Origin of the sequence: Mycobacterium sp. MS1601, from assembly GCF_001984215.1 — a bacterium.
In the GTDB taxonomy this organism is placed as follows: Bacteria; Actinomycetota; Actinomycetes; order Mycobacteriales; family Mycobacteriaceae; genus Mycobacterium.
Map to the genome: position 1 here is coordinate 5,642,639 of NZ_CP019420.1, position 22,809 is coordinate 5,665,447.

Sequence of the window (22,809 nt, forward strand, 5' to 3'; positions counted from 1 at the left end):
CCGCGAGAGGATGAACAGGTGAGTTCAGCGGATGCGTCGCCGTTCGGCGCAGACCCTGACGTCGGCGGTCAGCTCGCGCTTGTCGACTGGTCGCAGACTCCGTTGGGGCCGCCGGCCACCTGGCCGCAGAGTCTGCAGACCGCGTTGCGCATCCTGTTGTCGTCGCGCTACTCGATGTGGCTGGGGTGGGGCCCGGAGCTGACGTTCTTCTGCAATGCGGCATACCGCGACGACACCCTTGGAGCCAAGTACCCCTGGGCGCTCGGTCGACCGTCGAGGGAAGTCTGGGCAGAGGTGTGGAACGATGCCGGCCCGCGAATCCATCAGGTATTGGCCACCGGCGAAGCCACGTGGGATGAGGCACTGCTGCTGTTCCTCGAGCGTTCCGGTTACACCGAGGAGACGTACCACACGTTCTCCTACAGTCCGCTGCACGACGACAGCGGGCACGTGGTCGGCATCCTCTGCGTGGTCAGTGAGGACACCGAGCGGGTGATCAGCCAACGCCGGATGGCGACCCTGCGAGATCTGGGTTCGGAGCCCAGCCTGGTGATCTCCGAGGATCTGATGTTGTCCGGAGCCGCCACACAACTGGCGGGCAATCTGCGTGATCTGCCGTTCACCCTGACCTATCTGTTCGATGCTGCGGGAGCGCGCCTGGCGGCCACCAGCGGCATCGATCGCTCCCACCCGGCCGCTCCCGGCTACCTGTCGATGACACAACCGGAACCGTGGCCCATTGCCGCCGCGGCCCGCGGTGAGACGGTGGTGGTGGACTTGCAGGGGTTCCCGGACCTGCCCACCGGCGACTGGGCCGAGAGACCACAGCGGGCACTGATCGTTCCGCTGCTTCAGCAGGGCAGCTCTCCGAGCGGATTCCTGGTGGCGGCGCTGAACCGGTTCCGACCGTTCGACGAAAGCTACCGCGGTTTCCTGGATCTGGTGGCCGCACACCTGGCGGCGGAGATCGGCAGTGCCCGCAGCTATCGCAGCCAGCTGCAGCGCGCCGAGGAACTCGCCGAACTGGACAGGGCCAAGACCACCTTCTTCTCCAACGTCAGCCATGAGTTCCGCACGCCGCTGACGTTGATCATGGGACCGGTCAACGACCTGTTGGGCGCCACCGGCACCGACGAAGACGCCCGTCGTGTACTGGAAGTGGTGCAGCGCAACGGTTTACGACTGACCAAGCTGGTCAATACGCTGCTGGACTTCTCCCGCATCGAGGCTGGCCGGATGCAGGCGAGCTACGAGCCGGTGGAACTGTCCACGATCACCACCGAGCTGGCCAGCGTATTTCGCTCGGCAATGGAACGTGCCGGCCTGGAACTGGTGGTGGACTGCCCACCGCTGGGCGAGCAGGTCTACCTCGATCGCGACATGTGGGAGAAGGTGATCCTCAATCTGCTGTCGAATGCGTTGAAGTTCACCTTCCACGGCTCCGTCACCGTCCGGGTGGGCCGCGACGGCAGTGGTGCGGTGGTCACCGTCGCTGATACGGGCATCGGTGTGCCCTTGGCCGAGCAGGCGCGTCTCTTCGAGCGCTTCCACCGGATCGAGAACGTCCGCGCCCGTTCCAATGAGGGCAGCGGTATCGGACTGGCACTTGTCAAAGAACTCGTCGGCCTGCACGGCGGCACCATCGTCGCCGACAGCGCCGAGGGTGTCGGGACCACGTTCATCATCCGGCTGCCCTTCGGCAGTGCGCACCTGCCGCCGGACGCAGTTGCGACTACGGGCGCGGGCCCGTCGTCGTCGAGCACGGCTGACCCTTACGTACACGAGGCGCTGCGCTGGCTGCCCGGTGGCGACGAACTTGCCGATGCCGCTGTCGCTGCCGCCGAGGTGCCGTCGGCGCATGTCCTGGTGGTCGACGACAACGCCGACATGCGTGGCTATCTGGCCCGGTTGCTCACCGAGGCCGGTTATCTGGTGTCGACGGCGCTCGACGGCCAGGAGGCTCTCGAGGCCATCCGGTTGGATCAGCCAGATCTCGTGGTCAGCGATGTGATGATGCCGCGGTTGGACGGCCTCGGGTTGGTGGCGGCGCTGCGCACCGATTCGCGTACGGCAGCCGTGCCGGTGCTGCTGCTGTCCGCACGGGCCGGGCAGGAGGCGTCGATCGAAGGTCTGCAGGCCGGGGCAGACGACTATCTGGTCAAGCCGTTCGCGGCGGCCGAACTGTTGGCCCGGGTGCGGGCCAACGTCGAGCTGTCGCGGTTGCGTAACCATCACGCGCGCTGGCGCACCGCACTCGTGGAGTCCCTGCAAGAGGCGTTTTTTGTCTGCGATGCCAGCGGCGCCGTCATCGAGATCAACGCTGCGTTCACCGACATCCTCGGATACGGCCCCGAAGGTCTGCCGTACGCGGCGGTGCACCCCTGGTGGCCGGATCGCGAGACCGACCAGCAGGCGCATCAGCAGTTTCAGCAGGCTTTCGCGGGAATGTTGGGCCGCTCGCACGGTGAGTACACGGTGCCGGTGACCCATCGCGCCGGGCACCGCGTCTGGGTCACGTTCACCTTCAGCCACGCCGCCGATCCGGACACCGGACGACAGGTGACCGTCGGCACCTTGCGTGACGTCACCGCCGAGCACTACACGGTGCAGCGTCAGACCGCCCTGGCTGAGCTCAATCGCCAACTTGCACAAGCCGATACCGTTGACGAGGCATTGCTGGCCGCCGCCGGTGAGCTGCGCGTGCTCTGGCAGGCCCGCCATGTTCTGGCCGTTGTGTTCGTCACCGCGGGGGAGCAGGTCGACAACGACCCTGTGGTGCTCGGCGCCGGCGTCACCCCCTCGTGGGCGCAACTGCCCAGCTGGGTGCGTGAGCACATTGCCGAGTTGCGTGACGGGGAGTTGCTTGCCACGGTCACCCCCGCGCCTGGGTTTGCCGGCATCGCGCTGCATCACCCGCTGGGAGTGACGGTGCTCTGGGTGCAGTTGTCCGAGTCGCGACCGTTGAGTGCCGAGGACCAGACGCTGCTGACGGTGCTCGCCGGTCGACTCGGTCAGGGGCTGCAGCGGGTACATCAACTCGACCAGCAGCGTGAGACGGCGTTGGCACTGCAGCATGCGTTGTTGGGTCCTGCTGTGCTGCCCAGTGGCATCGCCGTCCGATACCAGCCGGCCTCACGCCCGCTGCAGGTGGGCGGTGACTGGTATGACGTCGTCGATCTCGATGACGGCAGGGTCGGCCTGATCGTCGGTGACTGTGTGGGCCATGGCCTTTCGGCCGCTACCGTGATGGGGCAGTTGCGCAGCGCGTGCCGTGCGCTGCTGCTCGAACAGCCCAGTCCCGGTGCCGCCCTGACCGGGTTGGACCGCTTCGCCGCGCGGCTGCCGGGTGCGGCGTGCACCACTGCGTTCTGCGCGGTGCTGACTCCCGAGACGGGGGAGCTGGTCTACTCCAGCGCCGGGCATCCGCCGCCGATTCTGGTGCACGCCGACAGGAAACTGGCCCTGCTCGAGGACGCCAGGACCATTCCTCTGGGCATCCGTCAGGATTGGGAGCGACCGGAGTCCACCTTGGTGATGCCGGCCCGCTCTACGTTGCTGCTGTACACCGACGGGCTGGTGGAACGTCGCAGCGACTCGTTGGATCACGGCATCACCCGGGCCGCCGGCTTGGTTCAGGAGGGTCGCACACTCGGACTCGAGGACCTCTCGAGCAACATCATGGCGCGCCTGATGCCTGACGGTGGATACCAGGACGACGTGGCGCTGCTGCTGTATCGCCAGCCGGGTCCGCTGCAGCTGGACTTCACCGCCGATGTCAGCAACCTTGCGCCGACCCGAGGCGAACTGCGGAACTGGTTGGGGCGCGTCGGAGTCGGTGCGGAGCAGTCCCAGAACATCCTGATCGCGGTGGGCGAAGCCGTGGCCAACGCCATCGAGCACGGACACCGCAACTCGCCGGGCGGCCTGGTCAAGCTCAGCGCCAACGTGCTGGTCGACGAACTGCACCTCACCGTCGTGGACACCGGGGTGTGGAAGGCCGCACGGCCCGGTGCCGACATCACCCGCGGACGTGGTGTCACGTTGATGAACGCGCTCATGGATGATGTGACGATTCAGTCCGACGACGGCGGCACCACCGTCCACCTGTACGCGAGGATCAGTGCATGACCACCCCACTGACGCTCGACACACGCCGTCGCGACGACGGGACGCTTGTCTTGGTGGCAACGGGCGAGATCGATCTGAGCAATGTCGCTCGGTTCAGCGAGGCGCTCGACGACGTCATCGCCGACGGCGCGGGCAACGGTGTGGTGACGGTGGATCTGTCAGCGGTCGACTACTTGGACAGCGGTGCCATCAGTGTGCTGTTCCACCAGAGTGGGCACGTGAAGGTGATCGCGAACCCGGTGCTCATCCCGGTGCTCAACATCAGCGGGCTCGCCGATCTGACGTCGGTGGAGCCGCCTGTCTCCGACATCGGATGACTCACAGCACGTCGACCAGGATTGCCACCGCGGCAGCGGCGAACAGCGCCGCGAAGATCACGATGGCGATTATGGACACCACACTGGTGGGCGTCACCCGCCGACGTGGCCGCGGCTCCGGCTCACCGAGCCCGGATGTCTGCGCCGAATCCGGCGGTGTGGAGCCAGGGCTGACCCCGCCACCCGGCTCCAGGCCGGTTATCTCGTACGGGTCAGGATCCGGAGGGACCGTTCCCGTGGACGGCGTGGACTGCTTGTCGATGGACATGCTCGGTCGCATACCCGAACCCGACCCACTCACACGCCATCCACGGCGTCACCGGACGGTCAGTAGTTGGTGCAGCTGGCGGCAACCGAGTTGATCAAGCCGGTGTAGCTGTTGAGCTGCGGGTAGGCCTGGATCTGCGCGATCATCGCGCGACGGCCGTCCGGCGGCGACGCCACCAGCTGCTGCAGCCAGGAGCTGGCCAGCTGGTTGCTGCTGATCTGTTCGGCGGCGGCCGGCGACTGCGCATTGAGCGCCGCCATGACCTGGGTGTACGAGCAGGGCGAGTGCACGATCGTCTCGACATCGGGCTGTGCGGCGGCGATTCCGCTGCCTGCGGCCAGCGCCACCAACGCCGTGCCGGAACCGATCATCAGCCTCTTCACCATCGACATTCCGGTAAACCTTTCCTTGCCGCTTCCCCCAGGCGCGGCCCATTTGACCCCGCAAAGCACTAATCGCCACGTTAGCAGTGTTCGTTACCGGCGATCCGGCTCGTCACAAGTACGGATCGGCCCAGGCGCTGATGATGCGTGCCGCTCGGGCCGCTTGGTTCTTGCCGGTCAGGAGGTGGTCGGCGCCCTCCAGCGAGACGAAACTGCGGGGGTGCCTGGCGGTCCGGAAGATATCGCTGGCATTGGCGATACCGACGGTGTTGTCGGTCGGTGAGTGCATGACCAACAGCGCGCGCCGCAGTGTGCGGATGCGTTCGCGCAGATCTGCTGCGCGGACGTCCTCGATGAAGTGGCGTTTGAGGGTCAGCGCCTTGCCGCCCACCAGGAAGGGCGCTTCGCCATCCTGCTCGATCCGGTGGATCAGCGCGTCGTAGTTGTGTTCCACGTGCCCGGGGTCGAACGGCGCGCCGACGCTGGCCACCGCCGCGACCGTCGGGCAGTCGTGGGCGGCGGCGATCACCGCCGCACCGCCGAACGAATGCCCCACCAACAGGTGCACTTCGCGGCCGCTGTCGTTCATGTACTGCACAGCACGCACGGTGTCGGCCACCTTGTGCGAGAACGAACCGTCGCCCCAGTCGCCCTCGGAGTGTCCCAGCCCCAGGTTGTCGAAGCGCAGCATGCCGATACCTTCGGCGGCCAGCTGTTTGCAGATCCGGCTGGCGGCGGGGCAGTCCTTGCCCAGGGTGAAGCCGTGCGCGAAGACACCCCAACCCCGGGTCTCGCCGTGCGGAAGGTCGAGGATGCCCGCCAACAGGGGTCCGGTGCTGCTGGAAAACGTCACGCGCTCGGCCACGCCGCTCATCCTTACAGCTGCAGGGCGCCGGCGCGGCACCATCGGCATCGAATCACGTTTCGACCGGCCCCGAGCGGCAGGCCCGCTCACGTCATCATGGCCGACCTGGAATGCGACGAGTCCTGCCCGGATTCATCCAGTCCAGCACCGCCGTCCAGCTGTCGACGTCACCGCTGGGCCCCGCCCAGCAGATGTAGCCGTCGGGGCGCACCAGTACCGCAGGACCTGCGTCGGTGCGCTCTGCTTGCAGCACAACGCTGTTCGCCACTTCGACGGCACCGCGCTCGCGGATCAGCAGAAAACCCGGAGTGCGTTGGACGGCCGTCACACGACTTTCGGTCAGCGGTATTGCAGTGGCTCTGGTGCCCACCAGGCGGTGCTCGCCGGGCCGGTTCGGATAGCGCAAGGTGGTTCCGGCGAAGGTGCCGGCTACCGCATCGCGTATCCGGGGTAGACGAAGCAGTCTGGGTGCCAACATGTTTCGTAACATTCGGGCGGCTCGGGGTTTCAGGGTGATGGCGCGGGCCATTAGGCCCGACTGGAACAGGACCCGTGCGCCGATGGGACGGCGCTCCCGGTGGTAGGTGTCCAGCAGGGCATCGGGGGCGCCGGCGAGCACGGCGTCGATCTTCCACGCCAGGTTGGCTGCGTCCTGGATGCCGGTGTTCATGCCCTGGCCACCCATCGGCGAGTGCACATGGGCCGCGTCACCGGCCAGAAACACCCGGCCGTGCCGGTAGCAGCTGACCTGTCTTTCGTCGCAGTGGAATCGGGAGCGCCATCCGATCTCCTGGATGCCATAGTCGGTGCCCATTGCTCGGTGCAGCACGTCGACGACCTCGGTGTCGTCCACAGGTTCGGTGTCGGGTAGCTGGTGTCGGCGATCCCACACCATCGTCCGGTACCAAGCCCCGTCGGTGTCCCGTCGCCCGTACGGCGCCAGAAAGCCGAACACCTCTCGTGTGCTCCCCACGGTCAATCCGTCTCCGTCGGGGCTGCGTTCCAGCTTGACGTCGGCCAGCACGATCGACGACAGAACGGTCCTGCCGGGGAAGTCGGCGCCAACGAGGGTGCGTACGGTGCTGTGGGCACCGTCGGCACCGATGACGTAGCGCGCCCGGAGTTGTCCGCCGTCTCGGGTGGTCAACGTCACCCCGTCGTAGTCCTGGCGCAGCGCCACCACGTCCACGCCGCGGCGAATCTCGGCACCGCAACGTTCGGCGTAGCCGGTCAGGGCGCCATCGACATTCGTCTGCGGTGTCACGAGCACAAACGGGTACGCCGATCCCAGGTGGGTGAGGTCTATCCGAGCGCCGGCGAAGATGCGGACGTCCGGGGCGTGCTGGCCTTCGGTCAGCAGCGTGTCGGCGATGCCGCGGGCGTCGAACACCTCCAACGTGCGGGCCATGGTGGCGAACGCCCGGCTGGACCGCTGCACCGACGGCCTCCGCTCCAGGACCACCACCGATCTGGCTGCCCTGGCGAGGTCTCCGGCGGCGGTCAGTCCCGTCGGCCCGGCGCCGACGACAATCACGTCGGCGTCATACCCGGCCGTCACGACACAGCTTCCGGGGTCGGATACCAGCGGCGGATGTCGTCGGGTGTCGAGGTCGCGGCGCGGTTGAACACGAATCGGCAACTCGGCTGCAGGGTATGTGCGGCATTGACAATGGCCTCGAACAGCAAAGTGTTGTCGGCCACCAGGCGTATGCCGGCTCCGATCAGCACAGCGTCGTAGTGTGCGCCGGTCAGGGCGGCGCGCGCCTGGGCCGCGCCCTGTTCGCCCGCAGGGATCAGGCAGTTGTCCACCAGGTATCCCGCTGCGCGCAGGCCCTCGACGTTGCGGTCGTTGGCGCTGCGCAAGCTGTCGGCGTCGAGGCCGGGAAATTGGGCGAAAGCTGGTGATGCGTAGTCGATGACGTCGGGATCGAGTCCGATCTGGATGGCTCTCACGCGGTTCACCGTGACCTCCCTCAACCTAAGTCAACACTTGGTGACTTCGACGGTACGACGCGTTCGGCAACAATGTCAACACTTGGTGACTTACTATTGCGGCATGTCCGCACGTCCCCGCAATGCCGATGCCACCAGGGCCGACATCCTGGAGGCCGCTCGCGCCCGATTCGGTTCCGACGGCTACGAACGCACCACCCTTCGGGCGGTGGCCGCGGACGTCGGCGTCGACGCCGCACTGGTGATCCGGTATTTCGGCAGCAAACAGGACCTGTTCGCAGCCGCTGCGGAGTTCACCCTCGACCTGCCGAACCTGGCTGACGTCGAACCCGAGCACCTGGCCGAAGTACTGCTGTCACGGTTCTTCGAAGTGTGGGAGGAAGGCACCACCTTCGTCGCGCTCCTGCGCGCCGCGATGACCAGCCAGACCGCCGCCGACACCATGAAGCTGGTGTTCGCCACTCAGGTGGCACCCACGTTGGCCGCCGCCGTCCCCGACCATCCAGGCGAGCGGGCCGGCCTGTTGGGTGCGTTCGTGATCGGACTGGCCACCACCCGTTACGTGTTGGAGAATCCGGTTGTGGCCGATCTCGGCCGTGATGATCTGATTCGCTGGGCGACACCGGTGATCGCGCAACTGCTGACTGGACCTGCGCCCACGGGGTAACCCGGCTGCCGTGTGGACGCCGCCGAGGATTGCCGAGAGGGCCGAACACGTAAACGCTGGGTGAAGACGCGGCAAACCATCGTGTTGAGTACTGCATGACACTGCCGCACTGACGATGATTACTGGGTGGAGTCATTTGTCGCGGTATACGTTGATCAGTCCGCCAAGGTAGAGGCTGTCCGCGCCGCCGTCGCCGGACTCGAGGTTCCCGTGGGGGTGACGCAGGCCGCGGTGGTCGGTACCGACACCTTCGGCTGCCGCATCGCTGTCGACCTCAGCGGCGACTTCGATTCCAGCGGCGGCGCGTTGATCGCACGAGACTATGCGGAAAGCCTGAGCGGAGCGCTCGGACTGCCCGTCTACTGCCTGTCCGACCTGCTGACGCGGGACTACTACGCGAGTTGATCCGAATCTGACATCCCCTCGGATAACGTTCGACCGCGTCGATCGGCGCGTCGGACGATACGAGGGAGACAGTGTTGAAAGTCCTGGTCACCGGGGGCACCGGGTTTGTCGGCGCATGGACTGCGAAGCTGGCGCAAGAGGCCGGACATCAGGTGCGGTTCCTGGTCCGTAATCCGGACCGGCTGCAGACCAGTGCCGAGAAAATCGGCGCCGACACCTCCGACTACGTGATCGGTGATATTGCCGATGCCGAGGCCACCGACGCCGCAATCGATGGCTGCGACGCGGTGATCCATTGCGCAGCAATGGTTTCCACCGATCCTGAACGTGCCGACGAAATGCTGATCACCAACACCGAAGGTGCGCGAAATGTCCTGGGCGGCGCGGTCGCCGCGAAGTTGGACCCCATCATCCACGTCTCCAGCTTCACCGCGTTGTTTCGACCCGGCCTCGATGTGCTGCACGCCGATCTCCCCATCGCGGGCGGATCCGACGGATATGGAAAGTCCAAGGCGCTGGTCGAGGCCTATGCGCGTGGGATGCAGGATGCCGGTGCGCCGGTGAACATCACCTATCCCGGCATGGTGCTTGGCCCACCCGCCGGCGATCAGTTCGGTGAGGCCGCCGACGGTGTCGAAGCATCGGTCAAGATGCGCGGCGTTCCCGGGCGCAGCGCCGCCTGGATCGTGGTGGACGTCCGCGATCTGGCCGCGCTGCACGTCGCGCTCCTGGAACCGGGGCGCGGACCGCGCCGCTACATGGCCGGGGGTCGTCGGGTGACCGTGGGGGAGTTGGCCACGATGATCGGCTCGGCCACCGACAAGGACCTGCTGGTGTACCCCGTTCCCGACATCGCACTGCGCGTGGTCGGCCGGTTGTTCGACGTGATCGGCGACCAGTTGCCGTTCGAGACGCCCATCAATTCGGCGGCCATGCAGTACTACACGCAGATGCCGAGATCCGACGATTCTCCGGCCGAGAAGGACTTCGGCATCGTGCTGCGCGATCCAGCCGAGACGGTGGCCGACACCGCCGAGGGATTGCGGCGCGTGGGCCGTTTGTGAGTCGGTCCCGGGCGCCCCATTCGCCGTGTACCGCTGACACTCGCCTGCGGTAGCGGGAAGCTTCGGCGGGTAACTACTACGGTTGAGTTCCGGCATGCACCGACCCCCTGCCGGGCAGTGCCGGAAAGGATGACACGACGTTGGTCACGCACAGTCTGACCGTGATTTCCGCGCTGCTGGCCGCAGTCTTCATGGCCGTCGGCATCGTCGTGCGCCAGCGGGCCACCTTGGACGTACCGCCGGAAGCCGGCGTCAGCCCGGTGATGCTGCAGACGCTGGTGCGCCGTCCGCTGTGGTGGGCGGGAACCTTGGCAGCGGTGGTCGGTTACGGATTCCAGGCTGCTGCTCTGGCGCACGGGTCGCTGATCCTGGTGCAGCCGCTGTTGGTCTCCGCGCTGCTGTTCGCGCTTCCACTGAGCGCCCGGTTGGCCGACCGCACAGTATCGATCAGTGAATGGATATGGGCGGTGCTGCTGACGCTGGCGCTGACGGTGTTCGTGCTGTTGGCCCGCACCGAGCCCGGTGAGTATGTGGTGCCGACCCTGACGCTCACCATTCTGGCGGCAGGCACCGCCGTGTTCTCCGTCGCGCTGGTGGCGCTGGCCGTGCGCACCTCGGGTACTCCGCGTGCGGTGTTGCTCGCCGTCGTGGTCGGGGTGCTCTTCGGAGTCATGGCCGTGCTCACCAAGATCGTCATGCACACCGCGACCCACTCCGGTGCCGTCGCGGTGCTGACACGGCCGGAGCTCTACATGCTGATCACCGTCGCGGTCATCGGCACCGTCCTACAGCAGTCGGCGTTTCACGCTGGGGCCCTGCAGACGTCGGTACCCACCATGCTGGTGCTCGAGCCGGTGGTCGCCGTGGTGCTCGGCGCGGTCATGCTCTCCGAAGACATGTCCGTCAACGGGCTCGAAGCCCTGGCTCTGCTGATCGCGGCATTGGCGATGGTCGCCGCCACCATCGCCCTCGGCCGCGATGAGGGCGCCTACGAGGACAGGCTGGAAGCCGTCGCGGGCGACCGGGGTTGACGCTGGGTCAGTGCGCGACGTTGAACGCCGCGATGACCTTGCGCGGACGCACCCGGACGATGAGTTCGCCCGGAACACCGTTGCGCTTGCCGAATTCTTCGGCCCGGTCTTGGCCCATGTAACGGCCGCCGATCCTGGTGGCTGTGTCGCGTAGGGCGGCAGGGTCCTCGCTGAGTTCCGCCACACCCTGCACCTGCACGAACGAGTACGGTGGATGCGGATCGTCAACCGTGATCGTCACTCGCGCATCGCGGTGCAGCGCTTTGCCTTTCGCCGATGCCGCCGCGGTGTTGAACACGAGGTGGTCGTCGTCGACCACGAACCACACCGGCGCCACCAGAGGACGACCGTCGGATGCCAAGTAGCCCAGCATCCCTGTCCTGGTTCCAGCGCTCAGGAACTCGACCACCTCAGGGGAGAGTTGGGTCATCGTCTACTCCTCACTCGGCGCGGTGGCACCGACACCGATGGTGATCTCGGGAGAGTCAGCTGGGTCCAGCCAGGTCAGAATCGACCGCATCTCGTCGCGCCCGATCGTGACACAGCCCGCCGTCGGGCCGTCATAGCTGACGTGCAGGAAGATGCCCGCCGACCGCCCCGGGATGCGCTCAGGGTTGTGTTCGATCAGCACCGCGTAGTCGTAGGTCGACCCTGAATCGAAGAGATTCTCGGCCCAGTCCGACGGGCTTTCCGTCGAATGGACGTGCGTGTTGTAGGTATCAGACTCGGGCTCCTCGTCCCACCAGTCCTCGTCGGTGGTCTGGAAGTACGGCAGCCGGGTGCCGGGGTTGGGCTCACGGCCGAACGCCTGACCAAGTGGAAAAGTACCCACCGGAGTGCGGAAGTCTTCGTCGGCAGGCTCTCCGACCCCCAACTCGCCGAGATCGGCGGGCGTGGGCCCGAGGACCACCCGCCAATGCCAGCCGTCCCGCTCGTAGGCGGTCAACGTGCCAGTCGGCGAATCCTCGGTGGGTGCGACGACCACGATCCGCTGCGTCGTGACCGGGGTTTGGGCCTCGGCCGTGCCGGTGGCTGTCCACATCAGCACGCCGACCGCGATGAGGACTTTGCGCACACGACGAGTCTAGGTGGACCAGCGCTTGACCGCGTGTTCCGTCATCAAGCCCAGGTCGGCGCGGCCTTCGCCGTCAGGCAGGTGGACCGGCTGCCACACCGACGGTGATCTGCGGCGCGGCGGCCGGGTCGAGCCAGGTCAGAATTCTGCGCATCTGGTCGCGGTCGACGGCCACGCAGCCCCAGGTGGGCTCGCCGTCGGTGACGTGCAGGAAGATGCCCGCCGACCGACCGGGGATGCGTTCGGGGTTGTGTTCGATCAGCACCGCGTAGTCGTAGATGATCCCCGAATCGAACAGGTTCTCAGCATCGTCGCTCGGACTCTCGGGGGAGTGCACGTGGAGGTTGTACGTCGGCGACTCTGGCTCCTCGTCCCACCAGTCCTCGTCGGTGGTCTGGAAATACGGCAGCCGGGTGCCGGGGTTGGGCTCACGGCCAAAGGCCTGACCGAGCGGAAAAGTACCCACCGGAGTGCGGAAGACGTTGTCTGCGGCCGGCCCGACGCCCAACTCACCGAGATCGGCAGGTGTGGGTCCGAGTACCACCTGCCACTGCCCGCCGATCCACTCGTATGCGGTCAGTGTCCCGGTCGGCGAATCCGGGGCGGACGCACTGACCACAATCCGCTGAGTCGTCGAGGGGGGTTGAGCGCCGGCTGTTGCGGTGGCCATCCACGTCAGCACGCCGATCACGCCGAGGAGTTTGCGCACACGACGAGTCTAGGTGTCGACGATGAGTTGCCGTCGGCGTCCTGGGCGGCGATCTGGTCTAGTCGTCCTTGCGGATCAAGCGTCCCAACGCCTCCCGGTCCGGCGCCAGGAGCTCGTCGATGCGCGGCTGGTTGACGTCCGCCACGATGATCTCGCCGACCTCCTGGTACACGTCACTGAAGATGCCGTGCGACTTCATCTTCTCGGTCTGGTAGATGTTGTCCTCGGTGGGCGTGACGTAGTAGACGATCTCCGGCTTGAAGCGGTGGATCAGCCACAGGTGGATGAGGTCCATCAAGCGCTTCTTGCGGAACTTCTCGGCGAAGGTGTTCTGATCGCGGACGGTCAGGATGCTGCGGCCGTGTCGGTCCTTGATCGGGTCCACCACCACGTTGGCCAGCGGATCATCGCCCTCGCCCAGGATCTGCAGATCCAGCACATCGGAGCCGGCGCGTCGCGGCCGCAGCTGGACCCGCAGGTTCTCGCCCAGCTTGTAGTGCGCACTCCACAACGCCAGCCACTCCTCGAGCAGCTTCTTGGGCACCTCGGTCTGTACCAGGTGCTGATGCTGGGTGGACCCCTTGCCCATCGCCTTGGTGGTAGCGGTACGCCCGGAGACCGCAGCCAGCGCCGCGTCGCTGCGCGGGCCACCGACCAGCGTTTGTGGTGTGCGGTAAGGGGATTCGACCAGGCGCATCTTCCGCTGCAACCGAGCCAGGGCGAGCATGCCCTCCTGCCTCAATGCGGTCGCGAACTCCTCGCAGGCCACGCCGTCGACTTGGTGGCCACCGTAGGTGATGAAGTTGAAGACGAAGCCCATCTTGCCGAGTTCCTCAGGGAAGGCGCGCATCTCGTCATCGGTCATCCCGGTGGTATCCCAGTTGAACGAGGGGGACAGGTTGTAGGCCAGCATCTTCTCGGGGTACACCGCGTGGATGGCTTCGGCGAACTCGCGGGCATCAGCGAGGTCGGCGGTCTTTGTCTCCATCCACAGCACGTCGGCGAAGGGCGCCGCCGCCAGGGATTTGGCGATGGCATACGGGATGCCGCCGCGCACCTGGAAGTAGCCTTCCGGAGTCTTGGCCCGTTCGCAGTCCCAGGCGACATCCGCGCCCAGTTCCTTGGCCTTCTCCCTGGCAGTGAACAGCGGTGCGCGAGCGGCGAATTCACGCCACTGCGCCGCACTCATCTCCGGCGATTCACCCTCGCGGGCGCGGAACTCCAACAGTTCGGCGACCGCCTCGCCATAGGTCTGCAGACCAGAGTCGACCTGCCAGACATCGATGAACTTCGACTCCACCTCGTCGTACACCGCGTCGATCGAGGTCACTTTGCCGTCCAGCCAGGCCGCTGCGGCATCGTCGATGACGGCCAGCAGGCCTTGGCGCTCCAGCCATGCTGTCGCGGTGGAGTATTCGCCTTCGGGTAGCGCATAGAGCATGTGCCCGTTGAGTTCGGTGGCTCCGCGCTCGTAGAAGCGGCGCATCACCGCGAGGAAACACGCCTTGTAGGAAGGGATTTTGAGGTTGGTGGCGCCGAGGAGGAACGGCTGGTCCCGCTCGTCGGCGCGACTGTCGATCAAGTTGGCAGCCTCGGCGTCGGTGCGCGCGACGATGATGCCGGGCACGCCCATGATGTCCAGCTGGAAGCGAGCGGCGTTGAGACGTTTGAGTTGCTCATCAGACGGCACCAGCACCTTGCCGCCCTGGTGGCCGCATTTCTTCGTGCCCGGTCGCTGGTCCTCGATGTGGTAGCCGGGCACGCCTGACTCGACGAAACGCCGAATCAGGTTGCGTACGTGAGGATCTCCGCCATGTCCGGTATCGGCGTCGGCGATGATGAACGGGCGGTAGTCGTAGGCAGGCGTGGCCGCACGCTGCGCTTCGGTCATCTGCAGCCGCAGGTACTGCTGATTTCGGTCGGCGGTCAGCAGCGCACGTACCAGGCCTGCGGCCTCGTCGGGAACCTGACTGAGCGGGTAGCTGGCCAGGTCCGGTCCGGGGTCTTCGCTGATGGAGCCTTTTGCCGAGGTGGCCCAGCCGCCGAGATAGATGCCCTCGATGCCCATCCGCTTCATCACCACGGCCTGGCCGGGGGAGTAGGGCCCGAAGGTGGTGATGCTCCTCTTCTGCGCGAAGAGTTCACGCAGCCGGGCGTGAAATGCCGTGGCGGCCTCGCGTGCCACCGGGTAGTCGGCGGGGATGGTGCCCCGTTGCTCCACCACCTGCCGTGCGCTGTAGAGCCGGATAATGCCCGCGAACCGGGGATCGTCGAAGTAGCGCTGGGTGGCGGCTACCTCTTGATCGAAGGGGGTCTGGGCGGTGGCGTCGGCGTCGATGGCCATGGGCTCACGCTCCTCGTTGAGCTCGCTTTTCCCTGTTGAGAGTGCCGAGTGTAGTCGTGTCGGCCGGTGGCCATGGCGGCATTGAAACTGCCCGGTTCGACTGAATTGGCCGCGTTGTGATCGAACGTGTGTGCGGCCACCCGTGACGGGCAGAACGGACCACGGCCACAATCGCCATTCCGATAGGCAATCGCGGCACGGGAACTCGACGGCGAGGAGCAACACGCCGCCTGGGTGACACCCATCACTCTGACCGGCATCTGCGATGGGCATCACTGGAGCGGATGAAAAGCCCACGCGCCCGGTCTATTTGACCTTCGTCACGGCAGCGGTGGTAGGCCACCGAAATCAGAACGCACGCACTACTGTCTCGCGGGTGATGCCGCCCAGTCTCGCCAAACCCGCGAATGCCGTGGGCGGTTTCTTCGCCATGTCACTGGACACCTTCGTCATGATGTTCCGACCGCCGTTCGCCTGGCGCGAGTTCATCCTGCAGACGTACTTCGTGGCCCGGGTCTCCATCGTGCCGACCATCATGTTGGCGATCCCGTTCACCGTCCTGGCGGTGTTCATCCTCAACATCCTGCTCGTGGAGTTCGGTGCCGCCGACTACTCAGGAACCGGTGCCGCACTGGGGGCCATCACCCAGATCGGCCCGGTGGTCACCGTCCTCGTGGTCGCCGGCGCGGGGGCCACCGCCATGTGCGCGGACCTCGGTGCCCGCACCATCCGCGAAGAACTCGACGCCATGCGCGTACTCGGCATCCAGCCCATCCAGGCCTTGGTGGTCCCGCGGGTGCTGGCCGCAACCTTGGTGTCGGTGTTGCTCAACTCGATCGTCGCGGTCGTCGGCATCACCGGAGGCTTCATCTTCTCGGTGTTTGTCCAGAACGTCACCCCTGGCGCGTTCGTGGCGGGCATGACACTGCTGACCGGCCTGCCGGAGATCGTCATATCACTGGTGAAAGCCACCTTGTTCGGTATCACCGCCGGCCTGATCGCGTGCTACAAAGGCATCTCCGTCGGCGGTGGGCCCGCCGGTGTCGGCAATGCCGTCAACGAAACCGTGGTCTTCGCTTTCATGGCGCTCTACCTCATCAACGTGGTGGTCACCGCCGTCGGCGTCAAGGCCACCCTGTGAATCTCGAGAGCCTGGACCGACTGGGGGAACAGACGGCGTTCTACGCGCAATCGGTGCGCTCCATGGGCGACGCATGTGTGCACTACCGCGGCGAGATCCTGCGGCTGGTCGCACAGATGAGCCTGGGCACCGGCGCGCTGGCGATGATCGGCGGCACCATCGTCATCGTCGGATTCCTGGCGCTGTCGGCGGGAGCGCTCATCGCCGTCCAGGGCTACACCCTGTTGACCGGCATCGGCGTCGAAGCACTCACGGGCTTCACCTCGGCGTACCTCAACGTCCGACTGATCGCCCCGTTGACGGCGGGTATCGGCCTGGCCGCCACCATCGGCGCCGGTGCCACCGCACAACTGGGCGCCATGCGGATCTCCGAGGAAATCGACGCACTGGAAGTCATGGGTATCCGCTCCATTGCCTATCTGGTCTCCACCCGGCTCATCGCCGGTGTGTTGGTGGTCGTCCCACTGTTCTGCATCGGCGTGCTCATGTCGTTCATCGCGGCCAGACTGGGCACCACACTGGTTTACGGGCAGTCCACCGGCGTCTACGACCACTACTTCGACACCTTCCTCAATCCCACCGACCTGCTGTGGTCGCTGGGGATGGCCGTTGCCATGGCGGTGGTGGTCATGGTGATTCACACCTACTACGGCTACACGGCAACGGGTGGACCCGCCGGTGTCGGCGAGGCGGTGGGCCGTGCTGTGCGTGCCTCGCTGATCGGCGTCGTCTTCATCACACTGGTGGTCTCACTGTCCGTGTACGGGCAGTCCGGCAACTTCCACCTGTCGGGCTAGCCAGTTGCACCCTCGCCTGTGGGCTCTGACCCTCATCACCGGAATCGTCGCGCTCGTCGGGCTCACCGCAGTGCTTTTCAGCGGCTCGCTGCGGTCGACGATCCCCATCACCGTGACCAGCGACCGTTCCGGCCTGGTGATGGAACCGGGCGGCAAGGTCCGGCTCCGCGGCATCGAGGTGGGACAGGTGGCACACGTCGGCGGCGGCAGTCACTCCGCCACACTGGCATTGGAGCTCGACCCCGACCAGCTCCCGTTCATCCCAGACAACGTCGAGGCCGAGATCAAGGCCACCACCGCGTTCGGCGGCAAGTTCGTCAACCTCGTGGTCCCGGATGACCCGAGTGCGACGGCCATCTCCGCGGGTGCGGTGGTGCGCTCACGCAACGTCACCTCCGAGGCCAACACCGTCTTCGACAACCTCGTGCGGCTGCTCGACCAGGTGGACCCCGCCAAACTCAACGCCATCATCTCGGCACTGTCAGAAGGATTCAGCGGTCGGGGGGAGCGCATCGGTGAGGCCATTGCGGCGTCCAATCAAGTTCTGGCAGAACTGAATCCACGCGCCGATATCGTCCGCCAAGACCTGGTGGCACTCGCGAGGGCCAGTGCCGCCTACGGCGGTGCGGCACCGGACATCCTGCAGATCCTGGACTCAGCCAGCACCACCAGCTCCACGATCACGGCTAACGCCACCGCACTGGACGCACTCCTGGTCGGGGTCATCGGGTTGTCGCGCGCCGGGATCGACCTCATCACACCGAACCAGGGAAACCTCGTTGCGGCCGTCAACCAACTGGAACCCACCACCGACCTGCTGCACAAATACGACCCGATCTACACCTGCACGCTGTTGGGCGCCGTGGAACAACTCAACGGTCTGGGCGACGGGTACCGCGTCACCGGGGGCAACGGGCGCACAGCGATGCTGGACGCGGGCCTGCTCTTCGGCGACGACCAGTACCGCTTCCCCGATCACCTGCCGATCGTCGCCGCCAAGGGCGGACCCGACGGCAAGCCGGGCTGCGGATCCCTGCCGCTGGTGTCGGAGAACTACCCGGTGCGCCAGCTCGTCACCAACACCGGGTGGGGCACCGGCCAGGACCTGCGGACAAATCCTGGGATCGGGTTCCCCGGCTGGGCCAACTACTTCCCGGTGACCCGCCCGATTCCGGAGCCGCCGGTGGTGCGCGATCCCGCTCCGGCCGGCCCGGCGCCAGGGCCCACACGATGAACAACAACCTCGGCAAGGCCGTGCGGTGGCTCGCGGTCTTCATGACCGTCTGTCTGGCTGGGCTTTTCGCGCTCATTGCCGCATTCGGTGAGCTCCGCTTCGACCCGTCGCACACCTACGACGCCGAATTCCACAACGTCTCCGGACTGGAGGGCGGCAACTTCGTGCGTATCGCCGGTGTCGAAGTCGGCAAGGTCTCCGACATCAGGCTCAGGCGTGACGGGACCGCGGTGGTGACGTTCACCGCCGACGACACTGTGGTGCTGACGCACGGCACTCGTGCTGTGATCCGCTACTCCGACCTGGTCGGCGGCCGCTATCTTGCTCTCGAAGAGGGGGCGGGGGACACCACACGCTTGGCACCAGGTCAGACCATCCCCGTCGCGCAGACTGCGCCTGCGCTGGATCTGGATGCTCTGATCGGCGGATTCCGGCCGCTGTTTCGAGCCTTGGACCCCGACCAGGTGAACACCCCGACCGGCGAGCTGATCCAGGCGTTCCAGGGGCAGGGGTCAACGGTGACGTCGCTGTTGCGGCACACCGCCGAGTTCTCCCACCGCCTGGCTGACCGCGACGAACTGATCGCAGCGGTGATCACCAACCTCGACACGGTACTGGGCAGTCTGAGCGCCCAGAGTATGCAGTTCGACAAGGCTGTCTCCGCACTCTCACAATTGGTTTCAGGTCTCGCGCAACGCGGTCCGGAGATCGCCAGTTCGATCGCCGCCACCAACGCCGCGGCGGTCACCGTCACCGATCTCCTGGCCAGGGCCCGCACTCCTTTCAAAGATGTTGTCGCCCAAACTGATCGTGTCGCAGCCATCGCGGTGGCCGACAAGGACTATCTGGAGAACTTCCTGGACACGCTGCCCGACGCCTACCGAATGCTGGGCCGCCAAGGGCTTTACGGCGACTTCTTCACTTTCTACCTCTGTGACCTGTCGCTGAAGGTCAACGGCCAAGGCGGCCAACCGACCTACATCAAGCTGGCGGGCCAGGACACCGGGCGGTGCGCACCTAAATGAAGCCCTTCTCCGATCGCAACCCCGCCCTGATCGGCGCTATCGGGGTCAGCCTCACCGCAGTCGTCGCGCTGACCACGTTGAACTACGATCGGATTCCACTGCTGTCTGGATCCGACTCCTACTCTGCCTACTTCGCAGAGATCGGCGGCCTCGCCGTAGACGCACCCGTGCACGTCTCCGGCCTGGAAGTGGGCAAGGTGTCGCGCATGGCACTCGAACGCGGGAAAGTGTTGGTGGAGTTCGACATCGACAGTGACGTCTTCGTCGGCAACCGGTCCGAGGCTGCCATCAAGACGAACACCGTGCTCGGAGCCCGGGTCCTCGACATCACCACCAGGGGCGACGAGCCCTTGGACGAACCCATCCCCGAGGACAGGACCACCGCTCCATACGAACTGCCTGACGCACTCGCCGACCTCACCACCACCGTCGAGGACATCGACACCGGTACCGTTTCCGCGTCGCTGGACACCTTGGCACAGACATTTCAGGACACCCCAACCGAATTGAGATTCGCTCTCGACGGGGTATCTCGGCTGTCGGAGAGCCTGGCCCGTCGCGACCAGCAGTTGCGCAGCCTGCTCGCCAATGCCAACGAGGCCACCACGGTGTTGGCCCGGCGTACCGATGACGTGGTGCGCCTCATCGGCGACTCACAGTCGCTGCTGCTGGCGTTGCGTGCCCAGAGCGACTCGCTGGACGCCATTGCCGGCAACATCACCGCTCTGGCCAGGCAACTCGAGGCCTTCATCGCCGAGAACCGGGAGCAGTTCCAGCCAGCCCTGGAAAAGCTCAACGGTGTGCTGGCCATAGTCGACAGCCGCCGCGACAAGGTGCAGGATTCCATCCGGCGGCTCAACAGCTACACCATGTCACTCACCGAGTCGGTGTCCTCGGGACCGTTCTTCAAGTCCTATGTCGCCAATCTGCTGCCCGGACAGTTCGTGCAGCCGTTCGTCGATGCCGCTTTCGCCGAGCGGGGCCTTGACCCGAATGTGCTGCTGCCCAGCGAGAGCTCGGATCCACAAATCGGGCAGCCCGGAACACCGGCGCTGCCGATCCCGCTGCCGCGCACCGGCGGAGAGGCGCCACGATGACCACACGCAAAGCAGTGGGCGCACTGCTGGTGGCCTGTCTGGTAGCCGGCCTGGTCGTGGTGTGGCGTCCCGGTGCCGTCGCACGAACCGACGTGGTGGCCTACTTCCCGTCCACCAACGGACTGTACGAGGGGGATGAGGTCCGGATACTCGGCATGCCGGTGGGGCGGATCGAGACCATCACCCCGGAACCGCAGCGGGTCAAGGTGACGTTCTGGGTGGACCGGCAGTACCCGATCCCCGCCGACGTCAACGCCGTGATCATCTCGCCGGCCCTGGTCAGCGCCAGAGCCATTGCGCTGACCCCGGCGTACCTCGACGGCGCACAACTGACCAGCGGCAGCGTCATCCCCGAAAGTCGAACCGCCGTGCCCGTCGAGTGGGACGATCTGCGTGCGCAACTGCACAAGCTCACCGAGTCCCTGCAGCCCGCACAACCCGGCGGAGTCAGCACGCTGGGCGCTTTCGTCAGCAGCACCGCAGACAATCTGCGCGGCCAGGGCGCCACGGCCCGCGGCGCCATCATCGAGCTTTCCCAGGCACTGTCGGCGCTCGGCGATCACAGCGGGGACGTCTTCGCCACAATCCGGCATCTGTCCGCGCTGGTCTCGGCGCTCGAGGGCAGCACCGATCTGATGGCTCACCTCAACCAGAATCTGGCCGCCGTCACCGCCACCCTGGCAGGAGATCCCGACGAAATCGGCGCTGCCACCCGCGCCATCAACGACGTGGTCGGCGACGTCCAATCCTTCGTCGGGCAGAACCGCGAAACCCTGGGAATCACCGCGGATTCCCTGACATCGGTGTCCACTGCCCTCACGGAGAGCCTCGACGACATCGAGCAGACACTGCACATCGCCCCGACCGCACTGTCCAACTTCATCAACATCTACCAACCCGCACAGGGCTCACTGTCCGGAGCACTGGTGATGAACAACTTCGCCAACCCGATTTCGTTCATCTGCGGGGCCATCCAGGCCGCCTCCCGAAAGGGGGCCGAGGAGTCCGCGAAACTGTGCGCTCAGTACCTGGCGCCGATCATCAAGAACCGCCAGTACAACTTCCCGCCCATCGGCATCAATCCGTTTGTCGGGACACAGGCGCGGCCCAACGAGATCACCTACAGCGAGGACTGGCTACGACCGGGCGCGAGCCTGCCGGAACTGATGATGCCGGGAGCGGGCTCATGAAACGGATTGTCTGTGCGGCGGTGTGTCTTGTCGCCCTCACCGGCTGCAGCTCGTGGCGGGGCGTCAACTCGCTACCACTTCCTGGCACCGAGGGCCGCGGCGAGGGCACCTACCAGATCCAGGTGCAGCTGCCCGATGTGTCCAACATTCAACCCAATTCGCGAGTGCGCGTCGGTGACGTCAACGTCGGCAATGTCACCGGCATCGAGCGACAGGGCTGGCACGCATTGCTGACCATCGACCTCAACGGCGATGTCGAGTTACCCGCGAACAGCACCGCGACAGTGGGGCAGACGAGCCTGCTCGGGTCACTGCACGTGGAGCTGGCTCCGCCCATCGGCATCGCCCCGCAGGGCCGTTTGCAGGACGGGGCGCTCATCCCGCTGTCGTCCAGCGGCGCCTACCCCTCCACCGAGCAGACTCTGGCGGCGGTATCGACGTTGCTCAACAACGGTGGCGTCGGTCGACTCCAGGACCTCACCGATGCGCTGGGTACCGCACTGGCTGGGCGTGGCGGCGAACTGCACACGCTCATCACCCAATTGGACACCTTCATCGCCCATGTCGACTCCCAGACCGACGACATCACGGGCTCCGTGGACGAGCTCAACGGTCTGGTCGGGCAGGTTGCGGCGCAACAACCTGTGGTGGACAGAGCAATCGAGACCATTCCCGATGCGTTGGCGGTGCTCAGCCAGCAGCGCGACCACCTGGCCGAGGCTCTGGTGCAGTTCGGGCAGTTCGCCGCCGTCACCGCCGATTCGGTGAACCTGACCAAGGAAGCACTGATCAGTGAGTTAGAAGATCTTGCGCCGGTGCTGAAATCGCTGGCGGATGCGGGTCCGGCGATGACCCGCTCGCTCAGTCACCTCGGCACGTTCCCCTGGCCGAAGGAGACCATCGGCAACTGGATCCGGGGTGACTACGGAAACCTCTCACTGGCCATCGATCTCACGCTGAGCCGACTGGATGCCTCACTGTTCACCGGCACCCGCTGGGAGGGCGACCTGACCGCACTCGAACTGCAGTGGGGCCGCACGCTCGGACAGAAGCCCAGCCCGTACACCGCCGGCAACCCGCTGGTCGTGCCCTACCAGACCGTGCAGGGCCCGTGAG

At 66.0% G+C, this 22,809-nt stretch carries 22 protein-coding genes; 13 read left to right on the forward strand and 9 right to left on the reverse strand.

Features of this window, described 5'->3' with window-relative positions; all coding sequences use genetic code 11:
* The first annotated feature begins 18 nt into the window (after positions 1 to 18).
* Together BVC93_RS27020 and BVC93_RS27025 are read left to right on the forward strand one after the other, a co-directional pair.
* Complete coding sequence (locus BVC93_RS27020; RefSeq protein ID WP_083741383.1) at positions 19 to 4,128, forward strand: SpoIIE family protein phosphatase; 4,110 nt, start codon at positions 19 to 21, stop codon at positions 4,126 to 4,128.
* Positions 4,125 to 4,445, forward strand: coding sequence for an STAS domain-containing protein (locus BVC93_RS27025; protein ID WP_083740108.1), 321 nt, complete (start codon positions 4,125 to 4,127; stop codon positions 4,443 to 4,445). Before BVC93_RS27020 ends, BVC93_RS27025 begins: the two co-directional genes overlap by 4 nt.
* 1 nt (position 4,446) lies before the next feature.
* Here the strand turns inward: BVC93_RS27025 and BVC93_RS27030 are convergent, their stop codons facing one another.
* From BVC93_RS27030 to BVC93_RS27050, 5 genes are all read right to left on the reverse strand, one after another.
* A complete protein-coding gene (locus BVC93_RS27030; RefSeq protein WP_083740109.1) occupies positions 4,447 to 4,713 on the reverse strand; it encodes a DUF6480 family protein in 267 nt (88 codons plus the stop codon).
* A 59-nt stretch (positions 4,714 to 4,772) separates the two neighbouring features.
* On the reverse strand, positions 4,773 to 5,105 hold the full coding sequence (locus BVC93_RS27035; protein ID WP_083740110.1) for a hemophore-related protein: 333 nt from the start codon (positions 5,103 to 5,105) through the stop codon (positions 4,773 to 4,775).
* A 103-nt stretch (positions 5,106 to 5,208) separates the two neighbouring features.
* Positions 5,209 to 5,961, reverse strand: coding sequence for an alpha/beta hydrolase family protein (locus tag BVC93_RS27040; RefSeq protein ID WP_083741384.1), 753 nt, complete (start codon positions 5,959 to 5,961; stop codon positions 5,209 to 5,211).
* A 94-nt stretch (positions 5,962 to 6,055) separates the two neighbouring features.
* A complete protein-coding gene (locus tag BVC93_RS27045) occupies positions 6,056 to 7,519 on the reverse strand; it encodes an FAD-dependent oxidoreductase (protein ID WP_083740111.1) in 1,464 nt (487 codons plus the stop codon).
* On the reverse strand, positions 7,516 to 7,923 hold the full coding sequence (locus tag BVC93_RS27050) for a hypothetical protein (protein ID WP_236950136.1): 408 nt from the start codon (positions 7,921 to 7,923) through the stop codon (positions 7,516 to 7,518). The genes BVC93_RS27045 and BVC93_RS27050 overlap by 4 nt, the downstream gene beginning before the upstream one ends.
* 94 nt (positions 7,924 to 8,017) lie before the next feature.
* On the opposite strand from BVC93_RS27050, the gene BVC93_RS27055 reads away from it, so the two are divergent.
* The 4 genes from BVC93_RS27055 (at position 8,018) to BVC93_RS27070 (ending at position 11,081) form a co-directional block, all read left to right on the forward strand.
* A complete protein-coding gene (locus tag BVC93_RS27055) occupies positions 8,018 to 8,581 on the forward strand; it encodes a TetR/AcrR family transcriptional regulator (protein ID WP_083740112.1) in 564 nt (187 codons plus the stop codon).
* Between the two features lie 126 nt (positions 8,582 to 8,707).
* Complete coding sequence (locus BVC93_RS27060; RefSeq protein ID WP_083740113.1) at positions 8,708 to 8,986, forward strand: hypothetical protein; 279 nt, start codon at positions 8,708 to 8,710, stop codon at positions 8,984 to 8,986.
* A gap of 74 nt (positions 8,987 to 9,060) precedes the next feature.
* Entirely contained in the window at positions 9,061 to 10,050 is a 990-nt protein-coding gene (locus tag BVC93_RS27065) for an SDR family NAD(P)-dependent oxidoreductase (RefSeq protein ID WP_083741386.1), read from the forward strand.
* A gap of 140 nt (positions 10,051 to 10,190) precedes the next feature.
* Entirely contained in the window at positions 10,191 to 11,081 is an 891-nt protein-coding gene (locus BVC93_RS27070) for a DMT family transporter (protein ID WP_083740114.1), read from the forward strand.
* 7 nt (positions 11,082 to 11,088) lie between these two features.
* Here BVC93_RS27070 and BVC93_RS27075 read toward each other — a convergent pair whose 3' ends face one another.
* From BVC93_RS27075 to aceA, 4 genes are all read right to left on the reverse strand, one after another.
* Positions 11,089 to 11,511, reverse strand: a complete 423-nt coding sequence (locus BVC93_RS27075; RefSeq protein ID WP_083740115.1) for a PPOX class F420-dependent oxidoreductase — start codon at positions 11,509 to 11,511, stop codon at positions 11,089 to 11,091.
* A gap of 3 nt (positions 11,512 to 11,514) precedes the next feature.
* Positions 11,515 to 12,156, reverse strand: coding sequence for a L,D-transpeptidase family protein (locus BVC93_RS27080; RefSeq protein ID WP_335583104.1), 642 nt, complete (start codon positions 12,154 to 12,156; stop codon positions 11,515 to 11,517).
* A 73-nt stretch (positions 12,157 to 12,229) separates the two neighbouring features.
* A complete protein-coding gene (locus tag BVC93_RS27085; RefSeq protein ID WP_335583105.1) occupies positions 12,230 to 12,865 on the reverse strand; it encodes a L,D-transpeptidase family protein in 636 nt (211 codons plus the stop codon).
* A gap of 58 nt (positions 12,866 to 12,923) precedes the next feature.
* Positions 12,924 to 15,209, reverse strand: a complete 2,286-nt coding sequence (gene aceA / locus BVC93_RS27090) for an isocitrate lyase ICL2 (protein WP_083740116.1) — start codon at positions 15,207 to 15,209, stop codon at positions 12,924 to 12,926.
* A gap of 379 nt (positions 15,210 to 15,588) precedes the next feature.
* Between aceA and BVC93_RS27095 the strand changes: the two genes are divergently transcribed.
* The 7 genes from BVC93_RS27095 to BVC93_RS27125 are packed head-to-tail and all read left to right on the forward strand — an operon-like array spanning position 15,589 to position 22,808.
* Positions 15,589 to 16,350 carry an MlaE family ABC transporter permease gene (locus tag BVC93_RS27095; RefSeq protein WP_083741389.1) on the forward strand — a complete coding sequence of 254 codons (762 nt, stop codon included), beginning with the start codon at positions 15,589 to 15,591 and terminating at the stop codon, positions 16,348 to 16,350.
* The gene (locus BVC93_RS27100; protein ID WP_236950137.1) at positions 16,347 to 17,147 is read left to right on the forward strand and encodes an ABC transporter permease; all 801 of its coding nucleotides are present in this window, start codon (positions 16,347 to 16,349) and stop codon (positions 17,145 to 17,147) included. The genes BVC93_RS27095 and BVC93_RS27100 overlap by 4 nt, the downstream gene beginning before the upstream one ends.
* A gap of 4 nt (positions 17,148 to 17,151) precedes the next feature.
* Entirely contained in the window at positions 17,152 to 18,381 is a 1,230-nt protein-coding gene (locus BVC93_RS27105) for an MCE family protein (RefSeq protein ID WP_083740117.1), read from the forward strand.
* Positions 18,378 to 19,406: an MCE family protein gene (locus BVC93_RS27110; RefSeq protein ID WP_083740118.1), complete on the forward strand. Its 1,029-nt coding sequence runs from the start codon at positions 18,378 to 18,380 to the stop codon at positions 19,404 to 19,406. Before BVC93_RS27105 ends, BVC93_RS27110 begins: the two co-directional genes overlap by 4 nt.
* Positions 19,403 to 20,503, forward strand: a complete 1,101-nt coding sequence (locus tag BVC93_RS27115; protein WP_083740119.1) for an MCE family protein — start codon at positions 19,403 to 19,405, stop codon at positions 20,501 to 20,503. The genes BVC93_RS27110 and BVC93_RS27115 overlap by 4 nt, the downstream gene beginning before the upstream one ends.
* On the forward strand, positions 20,500 to 21,693 hold the full coding sequence (locus BVC93_RS27120) for an MCE family protein (RefSeq protein ID WP_083740120.1): 1,194 nt from the start codon (positions 20,500 to 20,502) through the stop codon (positions 21,691 to 21,693). The genes BVC93_RS27115 and BVC93_RS27120 overlap by 4 nt, the downstream gene beginning before the upstream one ends.
* Positions 21,690 to 22,808 carry an MCE family protein gene (locus tag BVC93_RS27125; RefSeq protein ID WP_083740121.1) on the forward strand — a complete coding sequence of 373 codons (1,119 nt, stop codon included), beginning with the start codon at positions 21,690 to 21,692 and terminating at the stop codon, positions 22,806 to 22,808. Before BVC93_RS27120 ends, BVC93_RS27125 begins: the two co-directional genes overlap by 4 nt.
* Position 22,809 lies beyond the last annotated feature (1 nt).

Bases quoted from the DNA above. Each gene is read 5' to 3' on its own strand.
- BVC93_RS27025 (WP_083740108.1), top strand. From the start codon at position 4,125: ATGACCACCCCACTGACGCTCGACACACGCCGTCGCGACGACGGGACG.
- BVC93_RS27055 (WP_083740112.1), top strand. From the start codon at position 8,018: ATGTCCGCACGTCCCCGCAATGCCGATGCCACCAGGGCCGACATCCTG.
- BVC93_RS27030 (WP_083740109.1), bottom strand. From the start codon at position 4,713: ATGTCCATCGACAAGCAGTCCACGCCGTCCACGGGAACGGTCCCTCCG.
- BVC93_RS27125 (WP_083740121.1), top strand. From the start codon at position 21,690: ATGAAACGGATTGTCTGTGCGGCGGTGTGTCTTGTCGCCCTCACCGGC.
- BVC93_RS27120 (WP_083740120.1), top strand. From the start codon at position 20,500: ATGACCACACGCAAAGCAGTGGGCGCACTGCTGGTGGCCTGTCTGGTA.
- BVC93_RS27075 (WP_083740115.1), bottom strand. From the start codon at position 11,511: ATGACCCAACTCTCCCCTGAGGTGGTCGAGTTCCTGAGCGCTGGAACC.
- BVC93_RS27115 (WP_083740119.1), top strand. From the start codon at position 19,403: ATGAAGCCCTTCTCCGATCGCAACCCCGCCCTGATCGGCGCTATCGGG.
- BVC93_RS27035 (WP_083740110.1), bottom strand. From the start codon at position 5,105: ATGTCGATGGTGAAGAGGCTGATGATCGGTTCCGGCACGGCGTTGGTG.
- aceA (WP_083740116.1), bottom strand. From the start codon at position 15,209: ATGGCCATCGACGCCGACGCCACCGCCCAGACCCCCTTCGATCAAGAG.
- BVC93_RS27110 (WP_083740118.1), top strand. From the start codon at position 18,378: ATGAACAACAACCTCGGCAAGGCCGTGCGGTGGCTCGCGGTCTTCATG.
- BVC93_RS27095 (WP_083741389.1), top strand. From the start codon at position 15,589: ATGCCGCCCAGTCTCGCCAAACCCGCGAATGCCGTGGGCGGTTTCTTC.